This window comes from Anoxybacillus sp. PDR2 (assembly GCF_009834045.1).
GTDB classification, from domain to species: domain Bacteria; phylum Bacillota; class Bacilli; order Bacillales; family Anoxybacillaceae; genus Anoxybacteroides; species Anoxybacteroides rupiense.
On record NZ_CP047158.1, the window covers coordinates 2,537,894 to 2,563,558 of the forward strand.

Below are 25,665 nucleotides of genomic sequence, written 5' to 3' on the forward strand. Positions count from 1 at the left end.
TCTTCCCTTCGTGTAGAGGTGGGAGGCTTCTCGATGGATGGTGTTAAAATGGCTTCCAACGTAGACGGCTCGCTTGAGCAAATCGCTCCTCGACATCGCGCCAGTTCACAATCTTCCAAAAGCTTTCAATATAGGCAGAACGGTCATTTTTATATTGCAGATAATAGGCGTGTTCCCAAACATCAAGCACAAGCAAAGGAATCGTATCCCATTGCGTCATGAATTGGTGCTTTTCTGTGTGTAAAATTTCTAAACGTCCAGGACGCGGCGCCCAAACAAGAATAGCCCATCCCACACCTTCGACGCTTTTGGCTGCTTCCGTAAAATGTCGCTTAAAGCGCTCCACACTTCCAAAATCCTCTTTTATTTGCTCAAGCAGCCTACCGTGTGGATTTCCGCCGCCATTAGGCGTCAAATTGTTCCAAAAAATCGTATGCAAATAATGTCCAGATCCATGAAATGCAGCCTCGCGCTCCCAATGCTTCAGCAAACCATATTGATTAGTTTCCCGCGCTTTTTGCATCATTTTTTCCGCTTGATTTAATCCGTCGACATAGCTTTGATGATGTTTTGTATGATGCAGGCGCATAATTTCTTCGGAAATATGGGGTTCAAGTGCATCATAGCGATAAGGAAGCGGCGGCAATTGATGCCTACCGATTGGGACACGCGCTTCTCTCTGTTCCTCCATCTCGTTTTCTCTATCGGCTACCGAATCCAGCTGTTGTTCTTGAATCAACCGCACGGTTTTTTCATAAAGCTGAGTAGCCATTCCTTGCAGCTCATACACTTCCACGTCTGTCCATTCCTCTTGCTCCTCCAAACGACTCCATAGTCTATTAAAATCGTAGTGAATATCGGGATGATCATGCCCCCTCCACCATGCTTCCAATTGCTTCGCCCATTCAGCCACCTGATCGATATATTCCCGAAGTTGAGCTTGTTTTTCCATGGCAACCTCCTCTTTTTTATTCGCCATTATCCTATGACGAATGAAAAAAATGGTTCATCTCTCCCACAAAAAAACATCCGCTTTCCTTATTTTAGAAAGCGGATGATGTTCTCGCTATTTCGATTGAATCATTTTGGTTCGATAATCGGTTTCGTAAAATTCCAGCTCTTCGCGGATCGTTTGAAACGGGCCTTCAAGCGAAGCAATCAGCGCCTGAAAAGAAGGAGGAGGAACCTCCCGAAATTTAATTGAATTTCGTCCGGTATAAGCAGAGCGGCTATCTTCATACCACACATCGTTTTTCGGCGCAAAAAACTCAGTAATGCATGAATGATAAATGCGATACAGAATTTTTTCAGCTGCCGCTTTGCGAAATGGCTCATCATTCAACACCACTCGGCACGCTTCCAGCCCTTCCTCGCAATAAACAACGAGACGGCGCAAATTGGAAAGCAGCAGCTCATTATATGTTCGCTTTCCATCCTCCTGCTCCTTTAATAACCCCGTCAGCGTTGTTTCATTTAGATAGTGTGAAATGGTTTGAACCGTTTGTTCCAGAAACGCCTCGACCTGCTTGGTCTGGCTCATGACAATGGAATTTCCCATATAAATAAAGCCCCCCCATTTTATGATGGTTGTTTTATAAACAAAAGCGGTGATGGAAGCTCATACTCCCCTTTTGTTTCCAAGCTGGCAAAAAGTTCAGGAAGCTTCTCATATTCCATTTGCGCAAAATAGCGACGAAACTCCGTTTCATCATTGATATAAACCCGCTTTCGATGACGAAAGTCCGGATTTTGCAGCAAACATACAAGCGCCACAATATCTTTAAAATAAACCTCACGCTCATGGACGGCAAAAATAGGGTTTTGTTCATATGGAGTCAATGATGAAAACCATTCATCAAAATAGCGCACATATAAAACATGCAACGTCCGCTCCACCCCATCTTCTACAAATGTCACCTCAGAGCGATTGAAAAAATCCTCCGATGTATTCGGTTGCGCTTTTTCTAATTCATACCCTTTGCAGCGGCGAATGCGCATGATCCATGCCTCCTTTATTTACAAATGCAGCTTTGCAGAACCGAAGGAAGGACTTTTGACACCGACAGCCATGGCAGCCCGTGAAGCCATTTGCGTCGACCGCCAGCCGTCGAAATACACCATCATCCTCTTGTTTATCCAAATGTTACATCATGCAAATAGAGAAGATTGGATTCAAACTGTTGGCAAACGCGTTGATCCTATGTCACGAGCCTCATTCACCGGCGCTCTTTTTCAGGTAAATATTTACAAATAGGTCTGATAAGAAAAAAATCGGCATGACTGGATGTTTCATTAACTGCGTCTATTATCTTGTTTTTATAAGTTTATCTTATCATAATTATTTTGATTATTTAAAAGTTTCTTCAAATTTTCCGAAGAATAAATCAGCCTCTCTCTCCGTTTCTTCCTCTTCATTCAATTCTGGAAGCGGCGGCAGCTCTTCAATCGTCTTTAATCCAAAATAATCAAGAAATTCCTTTGTTGTTCCATATAAAATCGGTCGTCCTGTTCCTTCCGCCCTTCCTATTTCCTTCACAAGCGCTTTCGCGATCAGCGTTTGCAGCGGTTTATCGCTTTTAACGCCGCGAATTTCTTCGATTTCTGCTCGCGTAATCGGCTGACGATAGGCGATAATCGCAAGAGTCTCAAGCGCTGCCTGTGATAAAGAGGAAGAGCCCGGCGCTTCGACAAGCTTTTTTAAATATGGAGCATGCTCTTTCTTCGTAGCAAGCTGATATACACCCGCAAGCTCAATTAATTGGATGCCGCGATCCGCTTTGCTGTAGTCGGCCTTCAGTTCATCAAGTACGCTGATCGCTTGTTCCTCTGAAATTTCAAGGACGATCGCGATTTGTTTCAACGATAGTCCCCCATCTCCAGCAGCAAATAACAATCCCTCGATAATGGCTTTATAGCCGTTCATTTCCATGATGTTCCATCCTTTCATTGCTCGCAATGAAAATGTCAGCAAAATTCCGTTCCTGTTCAATAATGATTAAATCTTTCTTCATAAGCTCTAAAATCGCTAAAAAGGTGACAACAATATGCTCACGGTCATAATACGGAAATAAATCAAAAAAGCTTTTCCGCGTCTTTGTTTTCTGCAATTCCTCCAAAATTTCCTCCATTCGCCGTTCAATGGGAATTTCCTGACGCGCCACTTTTGTATGGAGCGGCTTCTGCAACTTTTTCCGGCGTAAAAGCTTTGATAGAGCACCAAGCATGTCATAGACGGTAACATCAAGAGGCCGTTTTTCTATTTCCAGCTCTGATGCATAAGCACTCATATCACTTGGCGGTTTTGTAAATAAAAGAGAGCGATCTTCCTCTCTCTTTTTCAGCTCATGAGCCGCTTCTTTATATTTTTTGTATTCCAATAGACGGTGCATAAGCTCTTCGCGCGGATCTTCGGCTAAGTCGCTGATTTCTTCATCAAGTAGTTCCTCTTCATGTTTAGGAAGCAGCATTTTGCTTTTAATGGCCAGCAGCGTCGCTGCCATCACTAAATATTCACTTGCAATATCAAGCTGCAGCTCCTGCATAGCATGAATATATTCCATATATTGATCGGTGATTTCCGAAACCGGAATATTATAAATATCAATTTCATATCGGTTAATTAAATGCAACAACAGGTCAAGCGGACCTTCAAACGCATCAATTTTTACATTGTACTGCACATTCATCCCACCATTTATAATGACACTACCGTTAAGTATAGATGATAATTGCATGTTGTCCAAGCAAATTTTTCCCGATCCTATGATACAATATGATTAGAAGCAAGAAAGCAGGCTGTGGCTCAATTCATCTAAGCGGCGCCGACTGCGAGAGCGAATAAAGCCCACCGTTGCCGTTTCGCTCATCCCTCTCTCTGTTTTTATTTGAGAAAGATATCATACCAAAAAACCATTTGGATTCGTCATAGAAAAGAAGGTGGCTATTTTGTACACGGATGCATATATCGATTATTTGTTTCACTTTCATACAGACCGTGACTATTTTGAATGTCATGAAATATTAGAAGAGCATTGGAAGCAGGATCACAAAAGACCCGTGTGGGTAGGGCTGATTCAAATAGCTGTAGCGCTTTATCATCATCGCCGCAATAACGTCCAAGGAGCAAAACGCATGATGAAAAAGGCAGCTTTGCTTCTTCATCGAGAAAAAGAAGCGGTGGAACAGCTTGGCATCCATTATGAACAGCTGGAGCAGCTTCTACAATGGTACATTCAACGGGTCGAACAAGGGGAAACATATCAAAGCATCAACTTGCCGATCGCTGATGAAGCACTGCTCGCCAAATGCTTGGAATATTGCCAAAAAAGAGGAGGAGCCTGGGGCAAAGAAAGCGATCTTCGCAATGAATTTTTGCTCCATAAGCATGCTTTGCGCGACCGCTCTGATGTGATCGCTGCCCGCATGCAAAGCAAGCAAAAAAAGAGACGGCCTAAACACTAGGCCGCCTCTTCCTACAGCTCACACTTGTCTAAAAATGCAGCTGTATACTCATTCGCCCTTAACTCGCGATCCGGATATAATTCTTTTAATGCCTTTACCATTTGCTTTCCGATCCCTTGATGACGATGCGAAGGGTTCACGCTAATATGCTGAATTTCCGCTACATGCTCACCCGATAATAAAATACCAATACTCCCAAGAATGTCTTCTTCCTTTTTCCATAAAAACAGCTGCCAGTCGTCGCTCGTCTCATATTGCTTAATTGTTTGCTGCAACTTTTTCAAGTCTTTTTCTGTCGGCATAAACGACAGAAGCCCCATCGCAATTTTTTCATAGTTTTTTCGATAACGAATTAACATAAAAAACCCCTCATTACTGGCGATACTTTTCTGCGGCAGAAAAGCGCAAAAGCCGTTTTCTCATTACGTATTATAAACGCTATTTGCTCTCTTGTGAACTCTTTCTATGAAAAAGAGCGAAGCAGGTTCGCCATTTCAATCGCGCCTACAGCAGCTTCCCAGCCTTTATTGCCCGCTTTTGTTCCCGCTCTCTCAATCGCTTGCTCGATCGTATCGGTCGTTAATACGCCAAAAATGACAGGTGTCCCGGTTGTTAAGGATGCGTGCGAAATTCCTTTAGCTACCTCATTGCATACGTAATCATAGTGGCTTGTTGCACCGCGAATCACCGTTCCAAGCGCAATGACTGCATCATACTGCTTAGATTCCGCCATTTTTTTCGCCACAAGCGGAATTTCAAAGGCTCCTGGCACCCAAGCAACGGCAACCTCATTTTCGTCGACACCATGCCGTTTAAGGCCATCTAGCGCCCCTGAAAGCAATTTGCTTGTGATAAATTCATTAAAACGAGAAACCACAATTCCGATCTTTAATCCTGTCCCAACTAAATTTCCTTCCATTACTTTCATCCAAATCTCCTCCTATTTTTTTCAATCATAATCAAAATGATGCTTAGTCCGTCAAAAATGAAGCATGTGCCCTAGCTTCTCATATTTCGTCTTTAAATATTTCTCATTTTCCTTTTTCGTTGGCAATTGCAATGGCACGCGCTCAACCACTTCTAAATCATATCCTTTCAATCCGGCGATTTTGCGCGGGTTGTTCGTAAGTAATCGCATTTTCGTTACGCCTAAATCTTTTAAAATTTGAGCGCCAATTCCGTAATCGCGCAAATCAGCTGGAAAGCCTAGCTTTTCATTCGCTTCAACCGTATCGTATCCTTGTTCCTGAAGCTTATAGGCGCGAAGTTTGTTCAATAAGCCGATTCCGCGTCCTTCTTGACGCATATACAATAAAACGCCTCTTCCTGCCTCTTCAATTTGCCGCAAAGCTGCATGAAGCTGTGGACCGCAATCGCAACGATATGAGCCGAATACATCTCCGGTTAAACATTCGGAATGAACGCGGACAAGTATTGGTTCATCGGGAATCACTTCCCCTTTGACAAGCGCGATATGCTCTTTTCCATCAACTGAGTTTGTGTAGCCGATCGCTTTAAACTCGCCAAATTCCGTCGGCAAGGTAATTTCTACTTCTCTTTTTACTAACTTCTCTTTTTTGTTGCGGTATTGAATTAAATCTTTAATCGTAATCATTTTCAAATCAAATTCATCGGCTATTTTTCGCAAATCCGGTACGCGGGCCATTTCCCCGTCTTCCTTAATGATTTCACAAATGACACCGGCTGGCTTTGCCCCGCATAGACGAGCCAAATCAACTGCTGCTTCCGTATGTCCGGCGCGCCGCAAAACGCCTCCCTTTTTCGCCACAAGCGGAAAAATGTGGCCCGGTCGTTTAAAGTCGCTTGCTTTCGCATTTGGATTCAAAAGCTCCCGAATCGTTGTGGAACGCTCATATGCGCTAATTCCTGTTGTCGTTGATTTATGGTCGATGCTTACAGTAAAAGCCGTTCCGTGCGCATCTGTATTATGGTTGACCATCGGCACTAAATCCAACTTATCTGCCAGCTCTTCTGTGATTGGTACGCAGACAAGCCCACGTCCATATTTAATCATAAAGTTAATGACTTCAGGTGTCGCTTTTTCAGCTAATGCAACAAAATCCCCCTCATTTTCTCGATCCTCATCATCACAAACAATGATGACATTTCCTTGCATGAGCTCATAAATGGCTTCTTCGATCGTATCGAACATGTCGTCCCCACCTTTCCGTTCATTTATATCCATGCTCTTCTAAAAATTCAAGGGTAATCGCGCCCTGTTCCTTCGCTGCTTTGTTTCCTTCTACAAATTGCTTTACATATTTGCCAATGAGATCGCACTCAATATTGACGATATCGCCAACTTGCTTATCGCCCAATATCGTTTCGGCACGCGTATGCGGAATCAGCGAAATCGTAAATGTATCATCGGTCAATCCAAAAATCGTTAAGCTCGTCCCGTCAACAGCGACGGAACCTTTCAAAATCATATAGCTTCGCAGTTCTCTTGGAATTTTAATTTCATAATACACAGCGTTGGCAACCGGTTTCTTGTTGATAATCTCGCCAACTCCATCAACATGCCCGGATACAAAATGGCCGCCAAACCGTCCGCCTGCTCCCATCGCCCGCTCTAGATTGACTTTTGACCCTTTTGACAACATGCGCAATGAGGTGGCTCGAATGGTTTCTGGCATCACATCAACTGTAAAGGAACGAGCGGTAAATGATGTTACTGTTAAGCATACCCCATTAACCGCCATACTATCGCCCAATCGGACATCTTCAAGCACCTTTTCCGCACGAATCGTAACCGTAATCGCTTCTCCTGAGTGATTCATTTGTTCAATCGTACCCATTTCTTCAATGATTCCGGTAAACATGATGTTCCACCTCTTTATTTTGGTATGGCAATAACCTTGATATCCGGTCCAACCATTTCAACGCGCTTAATCGCTAATTCAGCCGCTTCTGCCATGCGCAAAATCCCTGTGCCGCCAACCGGAGTAGGCGCTTCATGGCCGCCAATCAACTTCGGCGCAAAATAGGCAACAATTTCTTGAAAGGCTCGGCTGCGCACAAAGCTGTCGTGAATGCGTGACCCTCCTTCCACAAAGAGAGAAGTAATTTTATGCTCCCCTAGCATGCGCAACATCTCCCAAATGTCGATATGCGGCTGGTTCATTTGCATGACTCGCACATGCGATCTTTGGTATAAGGCCATGCGTTCGCTGGATACTTGACTGCCGACAACCATCCATGTTTCCGCTTCATCATTAGATATCACGTTTGCATGAAGCGGTGTGCGCAAGTCTGTATCGAGAATAATCCGAATCGGACTTTTCCCGCCTTCAGGTAATCTCGTCGTTAAATGAGGGTTATCAGCCATGATCGTATTAACCCCCACTAAAATCGCATCATTTGCGGCTCGATAGCGGTGCACATCCTCTCTCGCGGCTTCTGAAGTAATCCATTTGCTATCACCTGTTTTCGTCGCGATTTTTCCATCTAAGCTGCTTGCGTATTTTAATGTAACAAATGGAGTTTTTGTCGTGATATAGTGAAAAAAGACACGGTTTAACTCATCGGCCTCTTCTTTCAACGTACCGAGCACAACCTCAATTCCTGCCTGTTTTAGCCTTTCCATCCCCTTCCCAGCTACAAGCGGATTTGGATCCGTCGTAGCGATGACAACGCGCGCTACTTTTGCTTCCACTAGCAAATCTGCGCATGGAGGCGTTTTTCCAAAATGGCTGCAAGGTTCAAGCGTAACATAAACTGTCGCACCAGCGGCTTTTTCTCCCGCCATGCGAATGGCATGAACCTCAGCATGTGGCTCTCCAGCTTTTAAGTGGGCGCCCAAACCGACGATTTCTCCATTTTTCACCACAACTGCCCCTACCGCTGGATTCGGAGAGGTTTGTCCGCTTCCTATTTTAGCCATTTCAAGCGCCAAACGCATATACCGTTCATCGCTCTGCATGTTCCATCCCTCCTTTTTTACCATAAAGAAAGCCCTAGGAATCGCATCTCCCAGGGCAGAAATATGTAAGAACCACAAACTGACATGTTTGTTTTGCATGCCAAAAAAGCTGCACATTTCATGAACAACACCGTTCTAAAACAAAACCGGACATCAAACACGAATATTTGTTCCGTTTTTTCAGTAAACACCTCCACTATGGGGAGCACTACATCTACCATTCACATTGACAGTGCAAGGAAAAACGGTTTTGGTGCTGCTCCGCTTACGGCAATGTGCTGCCTTTATGTGATCCTTCTCCCATCCAGACTATACTGTCGGCTCCGGAATCGCACCGGATCGTGCCTATTTCGGCTCGCGGGCTTAGAAACGCATCGGTTTCAATACCGCCGGTCGGGAATTACACCCTGCCCCGAAGGATACAAAACGATTATGTAATTTTTTATCATTATATCACAATCCAATCGTTTGTCTATGCTCACGCACTCACTTCGCTATGAATAACCAATAAATAAGCCCCCAAATCAAGCTGACACCGAGCAGAGCAAAGAACAGGATCCAATTTTTCTTCATCGTTTCCTCATCCTTTCAAAAAAGCTCAACACCGTTCATCCTGTTAAGCTTCTATAAAAATTGCGCGTTCCCAGCAGCCTATTTCCCTGTCGTTCTAAACAAAGCGGAAACACTTCACGCTCAAAAACCACTTTCCTTCCATATAAAGTTGTATTGGTGGTATCCAATACAATCGGGTTGGTTGCTCTTTTGCTGTATAAATATGAACAAACCGCAATTTGTACAAACCTACGATCCAAAAAGGGCAAGTCTATGACTTGCCTTGTTCACGCCAAAACGTGAACAAGCGTCGGCCATCGAAATCATGCCATCACTTGTTCACGCTAAGACAAATATTGAGGTATCCCTATCCTTATCGTGATGCCCAACTAATACTACGAGTAAAAACTTTTACTCTTCCCACACCTTAACTTCTTTCATTACATCGCCATTTTTCATCGCTTTGACCGCGTCCATTCCTGACGTCACTTGACCAAAAACGGTATGTACTCCATCTAAATGCGGCTGCGGCTCATGAACAATGAAAAATTGGCAGCTTCCTGTATCACGGCCGCGATGCGCCATCGAAATCGCTCCTTCTTTATGCTGATGAGGATTGTTGTCCGTTTCACACGGAATCGTATAGCCCGCATCGCCGGTTCCATTTCCGCGCGGACAACCGCCTTGGCTGACAAAGCCAGGGATGACGCGATGGAACGTTAAGCCATTATAAAACCCTTCATTTGCTAACTTTTCAAAGTTTGCCACTGTTTTTGGGGCTTCATTTGGAAATAATTCAAACTCAATTTTTGCACCGTTTTCCAGTAAAATATGACCCTTTTTTGCCATTTTCTCATTCTCCTTTCTTTCATACTCCCTTATCATACCATTGTTTGTTACACAAAAAAAGCAAGTCATTTTATCGGGCGTGTTGAGGATTCAATAAAAACCAACGGATCGTACTAGATTCCTCGCTTTTCTGCTGAAGCCGGCAAACCGATTTGCTTGCCGACTAGGGCATGCCCTTCTTGAACAAGGAGCGCTTTGTAAGCAAATGATGTTGTTCACTGACATTCCCTGTTCGAGAAAGAAGCAGAAAAACGAGTGTTAAGCCCGATCATTTTGCTTTCAAGTAAAATAATGGATAATTAACATTAGTGCTCTTTTATATAAAACACAACTAAAAGACAAAATGAACGAGCGCTATATTCATCCCGCTGCTCATAGAGCAAGTGGCATTTATACGCATCATTTCGCTTCTATCTTATTCCATTTGCATGTAGAATAGGAATGGTGGAAATAAAGAAAGAATAAGGAGGTTGCAAGAATGAAACGGACCTTGATAGGCTGTCTCATGGCGTCTTTGCTCCTTGCGTATCCGATAGCGGCAGCGGCGGATGCAGCAGAAGGCGATGTTATTATTACACTTGGAGAAAACTTAACCGACTCACAAAAGCAGCAAGTATTAAATGAAATGAACGCTCCGGAAAATGCTCAAACCATTACCGTGTCAAACACAGAAGAGCATAAATATCTGGATGGCCTAATTCCAAAAGCGCAAATTGGCACAAAAGCCATTTCATCATCTATGATTACAATTGGAGCGAATGGTTCCGGCCTTGATGTAGAAACGCATAATATTACTTGGGTCACAAAGGAAATGTATACAAACGCGCTCATCACGGCAGGTGTCAAGGATGCTAAAATTTATATTACAGCTCCTTTCCCTGTTTCAGGTACCGCAGCGCTAACCGGTTTAATGAAAGCGTACGAGCTTTCATCCGATAAAGTGATTCCTGACGATGTAAAAAAAGTGGCAAATGAAGAAATGGTAAAAACCGCCCAGCTGGGCAAATCGATTGGAAACGATCAAGCCGTTGCCCTTTTAACAAGAATTAAAGAAGAAATGGCCAAAAATCCGCCGCAAACCGACGCGGATTTGCGCTCCCTTATCGAAAAAGCGGCCAAGGATTTAGGAATTACGCTCACTCAGGATGAAATCAATAGTCTAATATCATTATTTAATAAAATGAAGAATCTCAACATTGACTGGAATCAAGTCAACGATCAACTTAGCAAAGCAAAAAACAAGATTTCCACCTTTTTGAACTCAGAAGAAGGAAAAACATTTATTCAGAATATCATCGATATTTTGAAAGAAATTTGGAATGCCATCAAATCCGTGTTTACTTCATCCAATCAGCAGCAACAATGACCAAAAGGTGCCCAAGCAGGGCACCTTTTGGCCGTTTCGCATATCCATACAATAGGCTTGTAGCTTAATCGGTCAATAGCTAATTATCGCTCTACACGTTTGAGCGATTTTTTCTTTGTTTTATCACACGTTTTCATTTCAAGGAGTACGTGATATCCAATGTACCTTCATTGTGATATTCCTATAGCATGGTCATCTATTGACTTTCGCCCGTAATGGCACGTCTAAACGAACTAAGTCCTCATACGTTTCTCGGCGAACGACGAGCTGCGCCTCGCCGTTTTCAACAAAAACAACAGCCGGGCGAGGCAAGCGATTATAGTTATTCGCCATCGAATAGCCATATGCCCCGGTGCAAAATACAGCCAAATAATCACCTGCTTCTGTCTTTGGCAGCGGCAAGTCCCAGATCAGCATGTCACCTGATTCACAGCATTTTCCGGCAATCGCCACAACCTCTTGCTTCTCATCAAGAACTCGATTCGCCAACACTGCTTCATATTTTGCTTCATACAATGCTGGCCGAATATTGTCACTCATTCCCCCATCAACAGCCACATAATGACGCACATTAGGCACTTCTTTGCGCGAACCGATCGAATAAATCGCGGTTCCGGCATCACCGACAAGCGAACGGCCTGGCTCAATCCAAATTTCCGGCATAGCAATGCCCAGCTCTGCTGCCTGTTTTGCTGCTTCAGCAATAATATTTTCTACGTATTCCGCAGCCGGAAGAGGCGTATCTTCATTTGTATAGCGAATTCCAAAACCGCCGCCAAGATTGACAACCTTCGGAACAAAATCATAGACCTCTTTCCAATCGGCGATTTTGTGGAAAATTTTTTGCGCCGCCAGCACAAAGCCTGTTGTTTCAAAAATTTGTGAACCAATATGACAATGAATCCCCAGCACGTGGAACGATGGAGAAGATAAGGCTTGCTTTAACGCGCGATCAGCCTGTCCATTGTTTAAGTCAAAGCCGAATTTAGAATCTTCCTGACCTGTCAAAATATAATCATGAGTATGCGCTTCAATTCCTGGTGTTACCCGAATTAAAACAGATGCCGTCATTCCTCTTTCTGCACAAATTTGTTCGAGCAGCTGCAATTCATAAAAATTATCTATTACAATACAGCCGACACCATGCGCCAACGCCATTTCCAGCTCTTGGCGGCTTTTATTATTCCCGTGGAAATGGATGCGCTCAGGAGGGAAATCCGCTTTTAGGGCTGTATATAGCTCTCCGCCAGACACTACATCAAGCGATAATCCTTCTTCCTCCACTAATTGAACCATAGCAACCGTCGAAAACGCTTTGCTAGCATACGCCACTTGCGCTTTTACCCCGTACTTTTCAAACGTTTCTTTAAACGCGCGGGCGCGCTGGCGAATTAACGCCACGTCATAAATATACAGCGGCGTTCCATATTCCTTTGCGAGATCAACAGTATCAACACCGCCAATTTCTAAATGTCCTTTGTCATTCACACGACTCGTTCCGTAAAAAAACATGCCGATCCCTCATTCCGAAAGATTAAATATTCAAAACCACAAATTTTTATGCGATCTGAAAGCAAAAAAGACAGTTAACAAATAGGGATTAACTGCCTTTTCTGCGGAAAAGATTACGTATAACGTACCATAAAATAAAAAAAGTTGCAATACAAATGTGAATAATCCGTTATTTTTATTGTTTCCTCATTCAGCAAAATCTTTCAGCAACCAAGAGACCCTCCTTACACGGGGCGTCTTTGCTGATTTTGCGGATGAACAATGCTTGGTCGCACTTTTCCGCCCGCCAGTGAACGGCGAACAACAATTTGCATAAACGCAGCTGGATCAAACGGAATAAATGGCCACAAATACGGGGTGTTCAGCGAACGAATTCGAACTAACCAAATTAAATAAATGGTCGTTCCGATAATAAGCCCTGGCACTTTAAATATAGCCACTGCTAAAGCGAGCAGGAGACGGGCGATTTTATTAGCAATGCTTAATTCATAGCTTGGTGTAGCAAATGAGCCAATCGCAGCAATAGAGACATATAAAATGACTTCAGGCACAAACAAGCCGACATCAATCGCAATTTGCCCAATTAATACAGCCGCAATCAATCCCATGGCTGTTGATAACGAGGTCGGCGTATGAATAGCTGCCATTCGCAAAAATTCAATCCCGAAATCAGCAAGGAAAATTTGGACAATGGCTGGAATATTTGTGTGTTTATTTGGTCCGATAAATGCCATTTTGTCGGGCAACAAGGAAGGTTCTAGCACAAATAAAATCCAAAGCGGCAATAGAAAGATGGAGGCTAAAATGCCTAGAAACCGCACCCAGCGCACAAACGTTCCAACCGCAGGATTTTGCCGATACTCCTCGGCATGCTGCACATGATGAAAAAAAGTGGTCGGCGTAATAATCACGCTTGGTGAAGTGTCCACCATAATAATGACATGTCCTTCTAATAAATGAGTTGCGGCTACGTCAGGACGCTCCGTATATCGCACAAGGGGATATGGATTATATCCCTGCTTGACTAAAAATTCTTCAATCGTTTTGTCCGCCATCGTTAAACCATCAATTTTAATTTGTTGAATTTCTTTTTTTACAAGCTCAATTAATCCAGGATCCGCTACATCCTTAATATAAGCAATGCATACATCCGTTTTGGAACGTTCGCCTACTTGCATAATTTCAAAGCGCAACCGTTCGTCACGAATGCGGCGCCGCGTTAATGCCGTATTGACAATAATATTTTCAACATAGCCGTCGCGTGCTCCGCGTACGACTTTTTCCGTATCGGGCTCTTGCGGCTGACGGCCTGGATAACTGCGGACATCAACGACAAATCCGCTTGTTTCCCCTTCCATTAAAATGATGATAAGCCCTGACAACAATTGATTAATCGCATCATTCAAATCTTGAACGGGACTGACTTGCTGATGGACAAGACGATTAGCAAGAATTTGCTTCGCTCGAGCTTCTTGGCGCTCGTTATCATTAATTTGCACAATTTGTTTAAGCAGTTCAATTAAATATTGTGTATCACACAGGCCGTTACAATAATAAATGTGCACCTCTCTCGTTAGCACATAGACTTTGCGAATTCCTAAATCAAAGCTTGTTCCAATCCCGATTTTCTCTTTTAAATAGGCTTCATTATCCGTAAGCTTTTCAAAAATCGGGATGCTGTTTGTGTCTGTTGCCACCATTTTCACTCCTTTCTAAAATAACCTCAACCGCTTTTTTTGTAATGGGCGAACCGTATTTAACGTGGTCGCGATAGCCCATCTTTCCGATATCACCGATACCAACGATAATCGGAATGGGTAGCTGCTCTAAGCAATAAACGGTATCACCATTGATACGCCCCAACTCCATTTCTTGGATTCCTTCTTTATCCACTCCGCGCTCTGTCAATTTTCCATTTCGATCAATGCTGACATGTACCTTTGTCCATTCATTCTGGTGAGTATTGGAGGCGACTGCAATAGCCCCCATCACCTCAATTTGTTTATGGGTCGCCACGTACTTTAGCGCCTGTTCGCCTGCGCCTTCACCGACTGCTCCACAATCATCAAACATCACAAATACAGGATCATACGGCGTCTGTAAAATAAGCTCCACGAGCTGTTCACCTGTCAGTTTTGATGGATTCCCCCGAGAGCGGCTAATGCAGCGGCCGCCAATTTCCTTCGCAATATGCTGAATCGTCCGCCACGCAAAATCATCGCCATCTGTTACAATAATGACCCGTCTTTTTTTCATCATCGTTATCCCCTTGGTTTGCAAATAAGGGCCGCGACAAATGATAGCGTAATGACAAATGAAAGCTCGAGACCAATATATTGGAACATGTTGGCCCCCATATTCATCCATCCTTGTCCAGCTTCATGGGACGCGATCCCTTTGGCAAGCAAATAGCCGAAGCCGCTCATTGGCAGCAAAGCGCCCGCGCCTGCGACCTCTACTAATTGGTCATATACACCAAGTGCTCCCAGCAGAGCACCGATGCTTACAAGTCCGACAAGCATATGGATTTGCGATATATTGGCGCGATCCATCAGCCATTGAGCCGCCCCACAGATCGCTCCACCCACTAAAAAGGCCATCCAATAGTCCATTTCTCATCCTCCTACCGATTCGATCACAACGCCGTGAGCAATCGCTGGAATCGATTGTTTTTGCTGAATCATAGTCTGACTTAATAACGCTCCTGTTGCGACAACAAATATTTTGCGAAACGTCCCCTTTTCCATTTCTCTTAATAAATGGCCATACGTAACAACCGCACAGCAGGCACACCCGCTTCCGCCGGCAAATTTTCTTTGATCCGGCCGGTAGATCATGAGCCCGCAATCGCTGTAACCATCCGTGATATCATAGCCTGCTTCCATCAATAATTCTTTGACAATCACACTGCCGATTCCTGATAGATCCCCTGTTACAATCAAGTCATAATCAGCGGGCGAACGATTTAAGTCCAAAAAGTGCTGCTCGATCGTGTGGGCAGCGGCCGGCGCCATCACCGCTCCCATATCCATCGGATTTTTTAAGCCGGCATCGATCACTCTTCCAATGGTAGCCGCCGTCACTCGAAATCGGCCCTTTTGGTTGCCGATAAGCGCTGCCCCCGCTCCAGTTACTGTAAATGTTGCACTTTTCGGTTTTTGAATACCAAGCTCCGTTGGATAACGAAATTGCCGCTCTGCTGTCGCATTATGGCTGCTTGTTGCCACAAGCGCTTGTCTGGCAAAGCCCCCATCGACAAGAGCCGCCCCGACGGCCAGCGTTTCCATCGAAGTAGAGCACGCTCCAAACATGCATAAAAACGGAATCGGAATCTCACGCGCTGTATAATTGGCTGTAACATTTTGATTTAATAAATCCCCGGCAAGAAACACATCAATTTCATTTGCTGTCACATTTCCTTTATTCATGCAAATAGTAATCGCTTCTTTCATCAGACGCCGCTCCGCAAGCTCCCATGTTTTCTCTCCGCAATACAAATCGCGATATCCTACATCAAATTGCTTTCCAAGGGGGCCGTCCGCTTCAAAAGGGCCAACTGCCGTTCCTGTTGCCTGAATATATATATTGTTCTCAAATACCCACGTTTGTTTTCCAACAAGTCGCACAGAACTCCCCCTTTCATTTACACGATGGAATAAATCACTCCTAAAATATAGGCAATGACCATTCCATAGACGATGACGGCACCGCCGATTTTAAACATATGATTAGCGATTCCGCCAACCCATCCTTCTGTTCGATGCTCCATAGCCGCGCTCGCTAATGAATTCGCAAAGCCGGTAAGCAACACGGTCGCGCCGGCACCAGCAAATTGGCTAAGGGTATCATATCGTCCCATGGCTGTCAGCAAAACAGCTAAGCCCATGACGGTTAACATCATTAAATGTTGAGCAGCATCTGATGAAAATCCCCAACTATTCATATATAACGCCCGCAGCCCCTCTGCGCCGGCACAAACCAAACCGCCGCTGATAAATGCTTGAAAGCTATTTGCTAAATAGGAAGGCTTAGGCTGAAATTTTCTGACAGCCTGCTGGTAATGATCGCGCAGTTTCATAATGACATCACCTCTACAAAATACATCCAATAAAATAAAGAGCCAAACACTTTTCCGAAGACAAGGGCCATCATCAATAAAATAATTTTATCTACCATCCCGATCCGTTTGGCTAAAATAGGCCACACATTCAGCACCTCTGTCAGCGCTGCTGCCAACATCCCAATAAATACTCCGCTAAATAAGCCTAACGGAATAAGCCAATATTTAGAGATATCTAAAGCAGAAGAACGAAGGCTCATCCATCCGCCAGTTACTGCTCCAAAAACAGCACTCCATTCATAGGCATAAATCCATTTCATTGTTTTCGTTAATTGTGTCAGTCTTGGGATTACGCCGAGAACGGCCAAAAAAGCCACAAATCCTGTGCCTACCGCCAGTCCTCCCGCTAAGCCAATCACGATAACAGCAATCGCCTTAACGGTCGTCAATTTGCTTCATGCTTTCCTTATTTTCATGTAAAATCACATATTGATCGAGCGATTGCTGATAATTGAACATTTCGACTTCGAGAGGACTCGGTTCTTCGTTAATTCGCTTACGAAACACATGATTAAAAAAGATAATCATCCCTAATCCCAGACCAATCGAATAGGGAATCTGGAAGAGAAGAGGCTTGTCGGCTTTTTCCCCTGTAATGATCGTGTATAAATGCTGATGCGTTTCCTGCATACTCACATCTTCATGAAAATTAATAATCGCGATGGCCGAGCCAATAAAAAGCAGCAGCCAAACCGCTAAAAAATAGGCAAATGAAATCGTCCGTTTCGGATATACCACCTCTACAATCGTTTGAGCTGAACCGATCGTTTGAATTTCTAATGAAGGATCAAAACGGACAATTGCGTCCACCACTTTCATTACATCGACAATGACAATATTTTTGTCGCTTCGTTGGATACGATATAAAGGAATTCGCTTTAATTGCTGAAGCATTTGCTTATCACTAGCAATGATTTGCGCCACATCTCCTACCAATATGACATCATCAGGTTTGACTTGAACACGGTGGCGCAATTTCACAAATACGGCTTTTTCCATTTGCCTCACACCCTCAACCTCATTAATTTCTTAATGAATAGTATGTTTGGACAAAAAAGGAATCATTCGGTTTGATGTCAATTACCATCAATTCTATAAAAAAGAAAAAGAATGGATGCTTACTCATCCATTCTTTGTTTCATTTGCTGTAAAATCTTCTTTTCCAGTCGTGATACTTGCACTTGAGAGATGCCTAATCTAGATGCCACTTCTGATTGCGTTTGATCCTTGTAATAACGCAAATATACAATCAGCCGTTCTCGCTCATCCAACTCTTCTATTGCTTTTTTTAACGCAATTTTATCGAACCACGAATCTTCATCTTGGTCAGCGATTTGATCAAGAAGAGTGATGGGATCGCCATCGTTTTCATAGACCGTTTCGTGAATGGACGCCGGGGATCGGCTTGCTTCTTGAGCAAGCACGACTTCTTCAGGTGAAATTTGTAAATATTCGGCAATTTCCGTTACGGTCGGCACACGCCCATGACGTTTGGATAATTCATCCTTTGCCTTGCGTATTTTATTGCCCGTTTCTTTGAGAGAACGGCTCACCTTCACGGTTCCATCATCTCGAATAAACCGCTGAATTTCGCCAATAATCATTGGCACTGCATAGGTTGAAAATTTAACATCATACGATAAATCAAATTTATCCACCGATTTGAGCAATCCGATACAGCCGATTTGAAATAAATCATCCGGCTCATAGCCGCGATTCAAAAAACGCTGGACAACAGACCAAACAAGCCGCATATTTTTTTGAATAATTTCATCACGCGCTGCTTGGTCGCCTTCTTGGCTGCGTCGAATCAGCTCTTTCATTGCCTGATCCTTAATTGGCGTCTGTTCTTGCTTGACATCGACATCCATAGGCATGTCTCCCTTAATTGCATAACGCTTTGCTTTTCGTAATATATTTCGTTAAATGAACAGTTGTCCCTTTGTTCACTTCCGAGTGAATCGAGATTTCATCCATGAAGTTTTCCATAATGGTAAACCCCATTCCCGATCGTTCTAATTCAGGTTTCGTTGTAAACAATGGCTGCCGCGCCTCTTCAATGTCCGCGATTCCCGCTCCTTCATCTCTGATTGTAATGCGGACAGCCCCCTCCTCTATCACAACAGAAATATAGACCATTCCGTTTGGATCATTGTTGTACCCGTGAATAATCGCGTTGGTCACCGCTTCTGACACAACCGTTTTGATTTCTGTCAGTTCATCCATTGTTGGATCAAGCTGGGCAACAAATGCGGCCACCGTTACACGGGCAAACGATTCGTTTTGACTAAGTGCCGAAAATTGGAGGTGCATTTCGTTTCTCATTTACGCCACCCCCAATGTCTGTAATGCAAATTGTTCATCTTCTTCTAGACGGATAATTTTAAATAGCCCGGACATATCAAACAATCGTTTAACAGTTGGAGAAACAGAACAAACGATCATTTCTCCACCCAAATTTTTGATTTGCTTATAGCGCCCTAAAATAACGCCAAGTCCGGAGCTATCCATAAACATTAAATTTTCAAGATTAAAGACAATATGATGAATATGTTCTTTTTCAAGAGTATCGGTCACTTTTTCCCGCAGCTCTTCCGCTGTATGATGGTCGAGCTCACCGGCAAGTCGAATGAGCAACACATCTTGTCTCACTTCAAAGTCCATCACTAGACTCACTACACTTTCCCCCTTGTCATTTCAGATATGGAACTATTTCTCTAAAATGACGGGGAAGTCCTGCCGTTTGACAAAACTAGTGCGAATCCAAAAAAAGTAGAGCAAAATCTACAGAAATCGACGCTATTTGTTTATTTAAGCAGATTTGACAAACGAACTCAGCGTCCGCTTCCATAAATCCCACCAACTAGCTTCTTGGACAGATTGCTTAGCAACAAGCGGGCTCTCTAGAAGTTTTTTTCCATTCTGCTTTAAAACAAGCGTGCCAAGCTCTTCTCCTTTTTGAATCGGCGCCTTTACATTCTCCTTGAGCTTCACCACTTTCTGAATATCCTTAACATTAGCTCCCTTTTTCGTCAATACAGAAATCGGCTCTGCTGTCACCAGTTCAGCTTCCTTTTTCTTTCCTTTGCTGATCTTGACGTGGCTGATTACTTCATTACGTTTATAAACAGGATGGGTTTGATATTGACTAAAGGCATAATCTAATAATTTGGTAATTTGTTCATTGCGTTCCTTTGGCGTCGGTGCCCCAAATATGACGGCAATCACACGCATACCATCTTTTTTGGCTGTGGCTGTTAAACAATATTTTGCATCCGCTGTGAAACCGGTCTTCACTCCATCCACTCCCGGATAAAACTTCACAAGACGGTTTGTATTCACAAGCCAAAATTTTTTGTCTGTATTTTCCCGTAAATAATCTTCATATTTTCCCGTATATTTCGTAACCTCGTCATATTTTAATAGTTCCTTTGCCATCATCGCCATATCGTATGCGCTACTATAATGACCTTCCGCAGGCAAACCGGTGGCGTTTTTAAAGACGGTATCCTTAAGCCCCATCTGTTTTGCTTTTTTATTCATCATTTCTACGAAAGCCTTCTCGGAGCCAGCAATTCGTTCTGCCATCGCTACTGCTGCATCATTACCAGAACCAATCGCAATTCCGCGCATAAGCTCATCAACGGTCATTTCTTCACTAGGCTCTAAAAAAATTTGTGAGCCTCCCATTGATGCGGCATATTCGCTTGCTCGCACCTTTTCATTCCATTTGAGCTTTCCTTGATCGATTGCATCCATAATCAGCAGCATAGTCATAATTTTTGTCATGCTGGCAGGAGGCAACTTTTGGTGAACGTTTTTTTCATACAAGATGGTCCCTGTATCGCGTTCAATTAAAATAGCCGATTTTGCTTGACTGACGAGATCCGCATTTGGACTCGCTTGTTTTTCAGCTGCTTGAACTCCTGTTGATATTGGTATCGTCCAACAAATCATGAGCAGCAAACCAATAATGGCTTTCTTCATCTCCCAACCCTCCATTCTTTATACATGCCATCTTTTCCAATTTTTATTTTTTTATACATGTGGAGAGTGGTGAGAGAAGCTAATTTATGCGATCAGCCAAAAACGTCGGCTGTCATGATGGTTTCAAACTATGACTTTCGATCTACACAACTTGTTAAAGCACGCTAGTCCGCAAACGAAAATGCTTAGATTTCATCATGTTGAAAAGCAAATCGATCACTGTTTGTCCCAAAAAAAAAAACTGAGGGACGCATAGACCCTCAGTTTATAAAATTTTGTCATAAATCAGCGTTGGTGCTTGAACAGGCTCTGGAGTAATTTTGATGTTTTCATATAACATGTTCTTTACTTCATCCACTTGTTCGCTATTGCTATAAATCGTCACAAGCGATTCCCCTTTATGAACAGCATCTCCGATTTTTTTGCGCAACACAAGCCCAACCGCCAAGTCGATGGACGATTCCTTTGTCGCCCGCCCAGCGCCAAGCAGCATTGCCGCTGTACCGACTGCATCGGCAACAATCTCTGTTACATAGCCATCTTCTTGTGCGATTAGCTCTATTTGATATTTCGCCTGCGGCAGTTTGGACGGATCATCGATGACAGACACATCTCCCCCTTGAGCAGCCAAGAACTTTTTAAATGTATTTAATGCAGAGCCATCTTGCATGGCTTTTTCCAGCATGGCCCGCGCTTCCTCTAAAGACGCCGCTTTCTCTGCCAAATAGACCATATGGCTTCCGAGCACAAGGCAGAGCTCTTGCAGATCTTCCGGTCCTTCTCCTTTGAGCGTATCAATGGCTTCTTTCACTTCCAACGCGTTTCCAATTGCATAACCAAGAGGCTGGCTCATATCTGAAATAATAGCCATTGTTTTCCGGCCTACACGCTTTCCGATTTCCACCATCGCTTCAGCTAACGCTCTGGCATCCTCCAAATCTTTCATAAATGCTCCAGCCCCTGTTTTGACATCTAATACAATCGCATCGGCTCCTGCGGCAATTTTTTTGCTCATAATGGATGAAGCAATTAAAGGAATGCTGTTGACTGTTGCCGTTACATCTCGAAGCGCATAAAGCTTTTTATCAGCCGGAGTTAGATTGCCTGTTTGACCAATGACCGCAATTTTATTTTGGTTAACCAATTCGATAAATTGATCGTTATTTATTTCCACATGAAATCCTGGCACCGATTCTAATTTATCAATCGTGCCACCGGTATGGCCAAGCCCACGCCCCGACATTTTGGCTACCGGCACACCAACAGAAGCAACAAGAGGGCCTAATACGAGCGTAGTTGTATCGCCTACGCCTCCTGTCGAATGTTTATCCACTTTTATTCCCTCTATTTTTGATAAATCAATCGTTTCTCCAGAATGGACCATTGCCAGTGTTAATGCGGCTGTTTCTTCTTCTGTCATTCCGCGAAAAAATACCGCCATCGCCCACGCACTCATTTGATAATCCGGAATGTCGCCATTGGTATATCCGTTTATGATAAATTGGATTTCTTCGTTCGTCAAAGACTGGCCATCTCGTTTTTTCGCAATTAAGTCTACCATTCTCATATAAAATCACCTTTTCATTGATTTTTTTCTCTATCAAATACTATCTAAAGAGGGGACGAATGGTCTTTGAAACATCGGCGGTTAAAGACCGCTCCACTGGATTGTCTTTGCCACCTAAATGCGTGACAAAAATCCGAACGACGTTGTTTCCGATTCATTCATCATCCTGTGAAGCGGCTCATGATCATCCCACCGCCTAAAAAATACGTACGATCGTTTTATTTACGCATTTCGGCGACAATCGCTTTGACAAGACGTAAAAAGTCGGCCTTCACTTTTTCTGTCGTCTCGATCACCTCATCGTGCGTAAGCGGCTGATCTAAAATGCCAGCAGCCATATTAGAAATGCAAGAAATGCCGAGCACCTCCATATTGGCATGGCGGGCTACAATCACTTCAGGAACGGTTGACATGCCGACCGCATCGCCGCCCATAGCGCGAATCATGCGAATTTCTGCAGGTGTTTCATATGATGGGCCTGTATTCGCTACATATACGCCTTCTTGTATGCGAATACCTAAACGTGAAGCAACGTTTTTCGCCAATTCTCTTAATGATTTGCTATAAGCCTCTGACATATCAGGGAACCGGACGCCGAATGATGGATCATTCGGACCAATGAGCGGATTGGTTCCCATATTATTAATATGGTCTGCAATGATCATTAAGTCCCCTGGCTGGAATAATTCGTTGACACCTCCAGCAGCATTGGTGACAATTAATTGTTGAACGCCTAATCGTTTCATGACGCGAACGGGAAAGGTTACTTTATCAAAACTGTATCCTTCATAATAGTGGAATCGCCCTTGCATGGCTAACACGACAGCGCCTTCCAACCGACCGTATACTAACTGCCCCGCATGCCCTTCGACTGTTGAAACAGGGAATCCAGGAACCGCGTTGTATGGAATTTTTACGGCTTGTTCAATTTCATCCGCCAATACGCCGAGTCCTGAACCAAGAATGAGCCCGATTTGCGGCGGCTCGGTCCATTTTTCCTTTAAAAATTGCTCCGCTTGTTCAATCGCTGCTTGATTCATGAATGTTCCTCCTTATTTCAAACTGGCTAGAAAGCTTTGACCGTATTTTGGAAGCTTCACTTGAAAATTATCCGCAATGGTAGCCCCAACATCAGCAAATGTGCTCCGCAACGGCAGTTCCTTTCCGCCATTCATGCTAGGGCTGTACACAAGAAGCGGCACATATTCGCGCGTATGGTCTGTCCCGTGGTGCACAGGATCATTGCCATGATCCGCCGTTATCATGAGCAAATCATCCTCTTTTAAAAGCGGCAATACTTCAGCAAGGCGCATATCAAACTCTTCCAGCGCATCACCATATCCTTTCGGATCGCGGCGATGTCCATATAAAGCATCAAAATCGACAAGATTTAAAAAGCTTAAACCTGTAAAATCCATTTTGAACGTATCGATGAATTTATCCATTCCGTCCATGTTCGATTTCGTGCGCAACGCTTTGGTCACGCCTTCGTTGTCATAGATATCGGAAATTTTGCCAATGGCAATCACATCGTATCCAGCATCTTGCAATTCATTCATAACCGTGCGACCAAATGGTTTTAAGGCATAGTCATGACGATTCGCTGTGCGCTGGAAGCTGCCCGGATGGCCGATAAATGGACGCGCAATGACACGGCCGACCATATATTTTTCATCCAGTGTCAGCTCACGAGCAATTTTGCAAATATGATAAAGCTCATCAAGGGGGACCACTTCTTCATGAGCGGCAATTTGTAAGACGGAGTCGGCCGAAGTATAAACGATGATTGCCCCTGTTTCCATATGCTCTTTTCCCAGTTCTTCAATAATGGCTGTCCCGCTTGCAGGTTTGTTGCCAATGACCTTCCGTCCTGTCCGTTCTTCAAGCTCCGCAATTAATTCTTCTGGAAAGCCGTTTGGAAACACTTGAAAGGGCGTATCAATGCGCAACCCCATTAATTCCCAATGACCAGTCATCGTATCTTTTCCAGCCGATGCTTCTTGCATTTTTGTATAGTACGCCATCGGTTTCTCAGCTTTCGCGATTCCCCGAATTTCTCGAATGTTGCTAAGGCCAAGCTGCGCCATATGCGGCATGTTTAAACCGCCACGATGCTCAGCAATATGTCCAAGCGTATCGGCTCCTTTATCATTGTATTTTTCAGCATCAGGCGCTTCTCCAATGCCAACGGAATCCAGCACAATTAAAAAAACGCGTTTGTATGTATGGCTCATCATTGATTCCTCCTACTTCATCGAGCGTGACGTTCTTGGTAGATCATATCCTAATGATTGCAAAAACCATAAAACCCTTATTTGTCAGAAGTCTGACAACTATATTATAAAACGTTTTCATGTTTATACGCAATAAAAACCGCTGTGAACATTTTGGACAAAAAACCACCCGCTATGCGCGCGGGTGGTATTGTTGATACACATCTTTTAATCTTGTTTTCGTTACATGAGTGTAAATTTGCGTTGTTGAAATGTCGGAATGTCCTAGAAGCTCTTGAACAGCCCGCAAATCTGCTCCATTTTCCAGCAAATGTGTAGCAAAGGAATGCCGCAGCGTATGCGGAGTTAATTCTTTTTCGATGTTCGCTTCCTTCGCTAATTTTTTTAAAATTTTCCAAAACCCTTGACGTGTTAAACGATCTCCGTGATGATTTAAAAATAATGCGTCATTCGCGCGCTTTTTTGGCTGAATCAGCTTCGGTCTTGCCTCTTCGATATATGCTTTTAGCGCCGATAGAGCCATGCGCCCCACCGGCACGATCCGTTCCTTGCTTCCTTTCCCGTAGCATCGAACAAACCCCATAGTCAAATGCACATCCGACAGATTCAAGTTCACAAGCTCGCTTACACGCATCCCTGTTGCATACAATAGCTCAAGCATCGCCTTATCGCGCATGCCAAAGGGCGTATTCGTCTTTGGTGTTTCTAGTAATGCTTCAACTTCTGCCATCGATAGCACCTTTGGCAGCGTTCGCTCCATTTGCGGTGTCTCGATGTGAACAGAAGGATCCTGCTCCGCCATTTTTTCCCGCAAAAGAAATTGGTGAAATGATCGAACAGAGGCAATATGGCGGGCGATCGTTTTGGCAGAGCTTCCTTGTTCTTTTAAAAACTTTAAAAATTGCAAAATATGAAGCCTAGACACATCGTTCCATGAATGAATTTGTTCCGCATGTGTCAAATAGCGGGCATATTTTCTTAAATCACGTTCATATGAAATAATTGTGTTTTGGGCCAAATTCCGTTCGACTGTTAAATAATGAAGAAAATCCTTCAATTCATGTTCCAAGGCTC

The 25,665-nt window shown here is 43.7% G+C and carries 29 protein-coding genes and 1 riboswitch; of the genes, 2 read left to right on the top strand and 27 right to left on the bottom strand.

The genetic code is table 11. The features are described 5' to 3' along the window. Positions 1-43: 43 nt before the first annotated feature. From GRQ40_RS12185 to GRQ40_RS12205, 5 genes are all read right to left on the bottom strand, one after another. On the bottom strand, positions 44-952 hold the full coding sequence (locus tag GRQ40_RS12185) for a superoxide dismutase (protein ID WP_159720088.1): 909 nt from the start codon (positions 950-952) through the stop codon (positions 44-46). A 114-nt stretch (positions 953-1,066) separates the two neighbouring features. After that, positions 1,067-1,558 (bottom strand): YpuI family protein, encoded by a 492-nt coding sequence (locus GRQ40_RS12190; RefSeq protein ID WP_066145605.1) that lies wholly within the window; start codon positions 1,556-1,558, stop codon positions 1,067-1,069. Between the two features lie 20 nt (positions 1,559-1,578). After that, entirely contained in the window at positions 1,579-1,998 is a 420-nt protein-coding gene (locus GRQ40_RS12195) for a hypothetical protein (protein ID WP_066145608.1), read from the bottom strand. 349 nt (positions 1,999-2,347) lie between these two features. Then, on the bottom strand, positions 2,348-2,929 hold the full coding sequence (gene scpB, locus GRQ40_RS12200) for an SMC-Scp complex subunit ScpB (RefSeq protein ID WP_159720089.1): 582 nt from the start codon (positions 2,927-2,929) through the stop codon (positions 2,348-2,350). After that, entirely contained in the window at positions 2,910-3,686 is a 777-nt protein-coding gene (locus tag GRQ40_RS12205) for a segregation/condensation protein A (protein ID WP_080862362.1), read from the bottom strand. Before GRQ40_RS12205 ends, scpB begins: the two co-directional genes overlap by 20 nt. 259 nt (positions 3,687-3,945) lie before the next feature. Here GRQ40_RS12205 and GRQ40_RS12210 point away from each other — a divergent pair, with 259 nt between their 5' ends. Continuing rightward, positions 3,946-4,461, top strand: coding sequence for a DUF309 domain-containing protein (locus tag GRQ40_RS12210; protein ID WP_159720090.1), 516 nt, complete (start codon positions 3,946-3,948; stop codon positions 4,459-4,461). Positions 4,462-4,472: 11 nt separating this feature from the next. Here GRQ40_RS12210 and GRQ40_RS12215 read toward each other — a convergent pair whose 3' ends face one another. From GRQ40_RS12215 to GRQ40_RS12240, 6 genes are all read right to left on the bottom strand, one after another. Continuing rightward, positions 4,473-4,820, bottom strand: a complete 348-nt coding sequence (locus tag GRQ40_RS12215; protein WP_066145617.1) for a GNAT family N-acetyltransferase — start codon at positions 4,818-4,820, stop codon at positions 4,473-4,475. A gap of 104 nt (positions 4,821-4,924) precedes the next feature. Further along, positions 4,925-5,389: a 6,7-dimethyl-8-ribityllumazine synthase gene (ribE, locus tag GRQ40_RS12220; RefSeq protein ID WP_044742180.1), complete on the bottom strand. Its 465-nt coding sequence runs from the start codon at positions 5,387-5,389 to the stop codon at positions 4,925-4,927. A 51-nt stretch (positions 5,390-5,440) separates the two neighbouring features. Beyond that, entirely contained in the window at positions 5,441-6,634 is a 1,194-nt protein-coding gene (locus tag GRQ40_RS12225; protein ID WP_159720091.1) for a bifunctional 3,4-dihydroxy-2-butanone-4-phosphate synthase/GTP cyclohydrolase II, read from the bottom strand. Between the two features lie 19 nt (positions 6,635-6,653). Then, complete coding sequence (gene ribE / locus GRQ40_RS12230; RefSeq protein WP_159720092.1) at positions 6,654-7,304, bottom strand: riboflavin synthase; 651 nt, start codon at positions 7,302-7,304, stop codon at positions 6,654-6,656. A gap of 14 nt (positions 7,305-7,318) precedes the next feature. Next, a complete protein-coding gene (gene ribD, locus GRQ40_RS12235) occupies positions 7,319-8,404 on the bottom strand; it encodes a bifunctional diaminohydroxyphosphoribosylaminopyrimidine deaminase/5-amino-6-(5-phosphoribosylamino)uracil reductase RibD (protein ID WP_159720093.1) in 1,086 nt (361 codons plus the stop codon). 288 nt (positions 8,405-8,692) lie between these two features. Next, positions 8,693-8,828: riboswitch (FMN riboswitch) on the bottom strand. A 539-nt stretch (positions 8,829-9,367) separates the two neighbouring features. Beyond that, a complete protein-coding gene (locus GRQ40_RS12240; RefSeq protein WP_044742176.1) occupies positions 9,368-9,805 on the bottom strand; it encodes a peptidylprolyl isomerase in 438 nt (145 codons plus the stop codon). Positions 9,806-10,283: 478 nt separating this feature from the next. Here GRQ40_RS12240 and GRQ40_RS12245 point away from each other — a divergent pair, with 478 nt between their 5' ends. Beyond that, entirely contained in the window at positions 10,284-11,171 is an 888-nt protein-coding gene (locus GRQ40_RS12245) for a DUF1002 domain-containing protein (protein WP_044742175.1), read from the top strand. Positions 11,172-11,363: 192 nt separating this feature from the next. Here GRQ40_RS12245 and lysA read toward each other — a convergent pair whose 3' ends face one another. The 16 genes from lysA to xerD form a co-directional block, all read right to left on the bottom strand. Then, positions 11,364-12,683, bottom strand: a complete 1,320-nt coding sequence (gene lysA, locus GRQ40_RS12250) for a diaminopimelate decarboxylase (RefSeq protein WP_066145634.1) — start codon at positions 12,681-12,683, stop codon at positions 11,364-11,366. A gap of 224 nt (positions 12,684-12,907) precedes the next feature. Beyond that, positions 12,908-14,383 (bottom strand): spore germination protein, encoded by a 1,476-nt coding sequence (locus GRQ40_RS12255; protein ID WP_080862358.1) that lies wholly within the window; start codon positions 14,381-14,383, stop codon positions 12,908-12,910. Beyond that, positions 14,346-14,939, bottom strand: a complete 594-nt coding sequence (locus GRQ40_RS12260; RefSeq protein ID WP_080862485.1) for a stage V sporulation protein SpoVABEA — start codon at positions 14,937-14,939, stop codon at positions 14,346-14,348. Before GRQ40_RS12260 ends, GRQ40_RS12255 begins: the two co-directional genes overlap by 38 nt. A 5-nt stretch (positions 14,940-14,944) precedes the next feature. Continuing rightward, positions 14,945-15,295 (bottom strand): SpoVA/SpoVAEb family sporulation membrane protein, encoded by a 351-nt coding sequence (locus GRQ40_RS12265; RefSeq protein WP_159720094.1) that lies wholly within the window; start codon positions 15,293-15,295, stop codon positions 14,945-14,947. A gap of 3 nt (positions 15,296-15,298) precedes the next feature. After that, positions 15,299-16,309, bottom strand: coding sequence for a stage V sporulation protein AD (gene spoVAD / locus GRQ40_RS12270; protein WP_159720095.1), 1,011 nt, complete (start codon positions 16,307-16,309; stop codon positions 15,299-15,301). Positions 16,310-16,326: 17 nt separating this feature from the next. Then, a complete protein-coding gene (locus GRQ40_RS12275; RefSeq protein WP_159720096.1) occupies positions 16,327-16,761 on the bottom strand; it encodes a SpoVA/SpoVAEb family sporulation membrane protein in 435 nt (144 codons plus the stop codon). Next, the gene (locus tag GRQ40_RS12280; protein ID WP_159720097.1) at positions 16,758-17,192 is read right to left on the bottom strand and encodes a stage V sporulation protein AB; all 435 of its coding nucleotides are present in this window, start codon (positions 17,190-17,192) and stop codon (positions 16,758-16,760) included. The genes GRQ40_RS12275 and GRQ40_RS12280 overlap by 4 nt, the downstream gene beginning before the upstream one ends. Further along, positions 17,179-17,802, bottom strand: a complete 624-nt coding sequence (locus GRQ40_RS12285) for a stage V sporulation protein AA (protein ID WP_080862356.1) — start codon at positions 17,800-17,802, stop codon at positions 17,179-17,181. Before GRQ40_RS12285 ends, GRQ40_RS12280 begins: the two co-directional genes overlap by 14 nt. Positions 17,803-17,921: 119 nt before the next feature. Beyond that, complete coding sequence (gene sigF, locus GRQ40_RS12290; protein ID WP_044742167.1) at positions 17,922-18,674, bottom strand: RNA polymerase sporulation sigma factor SigF; 753 nt, start codon at positions 18,672-18,674, stop codon at positions 17,922-17,924. Positions 18,675-18,687: 13 nt separating this feature from the next. Continuing rightward, positions 18,688-19,128, bottom strand: coding sequence for an anti-sigma F factor (spoIIAB, locus tag GRQ40_RS12295; protein ID WP_044742166.1), 441 nt, complete (start codon positions 19,126-19,128; stop codon positions 18,688-18,690). Then, a complete protein-coding gene (gene spoIIAA, locus GRQ40_RS12300; RefSeq protein ID WP_249218548.1) occupies positions 19,129-19,467 on the bottom strand; it encodes an anti-sigma F factor antagonist in 339 nt (112 codons plus the stop codon). A 147-nt stretch (positions 19,468-19,614) separates the two neighbouring features. Continuing rightward, complete coding sequence (locus GRQ40_RS12305) at positions 19,615-20,790, bottom strand: D-alanyl-D-alanine carboxypeptidase family protein (RefSeq protein WP_159720099.1); 1,176 nt, start codon at positions 20,788-20,790, stop codon at positions 19,615-19,617. Between the two features lie 265 nt (positions 20,791-21,055). Further along, positions 21,056-22,357, bottom strand: a complete 1,302-nt coding sequence (locus GRQ40_RS12310; protein ID WP_159720100.1) for a pyrimidine-nucleoside phosphorylase — start codon at positions 22,355-22,357, stop codon at positions 21,056-21,058. 218 nt (positions 22,358-22,575) lie between these two features. Next, complete coding sequence (locus GRQ40_RS12315; RefSeq protein WP_159720101.1) at positions 22,576-23,397, bottom strand: purine-nucleoside phosphorylase; 822 nt, start codon at positions 23,395-23,397, stop codon at positions 22,576-22,578. A 12-nt stretch (positions 23,398-23,409) separates the two neighbouring features. Continuing rightward, the gene (gene deoB / locus GRQ40_RS12320) at positions 23,410-24,591 is read right to left on the bottom strand and encodes a phosphopentomutase (RefSeq protein WP_159720102.1); all 1,182 of its coding nucleotides are present in this window, start codon (positions 24,589-24,591) and stop codon (positions 23,410-23,412) included. A gap of 172 nt (positions 24,592-24,763) precedes the next feature. Continuing rightward, the gene (gene xerD, locus GRQ40_RS12325; RefSeq protein WP_159720103.1) at positions 24,764-25,660 is read right to left on the bottom strand and encodes a site-specific tyrosine recombinase XerD; all 897 of its coding nucleotides are present in this window, start codon (positions 25,658-25,660) and stop codon (positions 24,764-24,766) included. Positions 25,661-25,665: the final 5 nt, after the last annotated feature.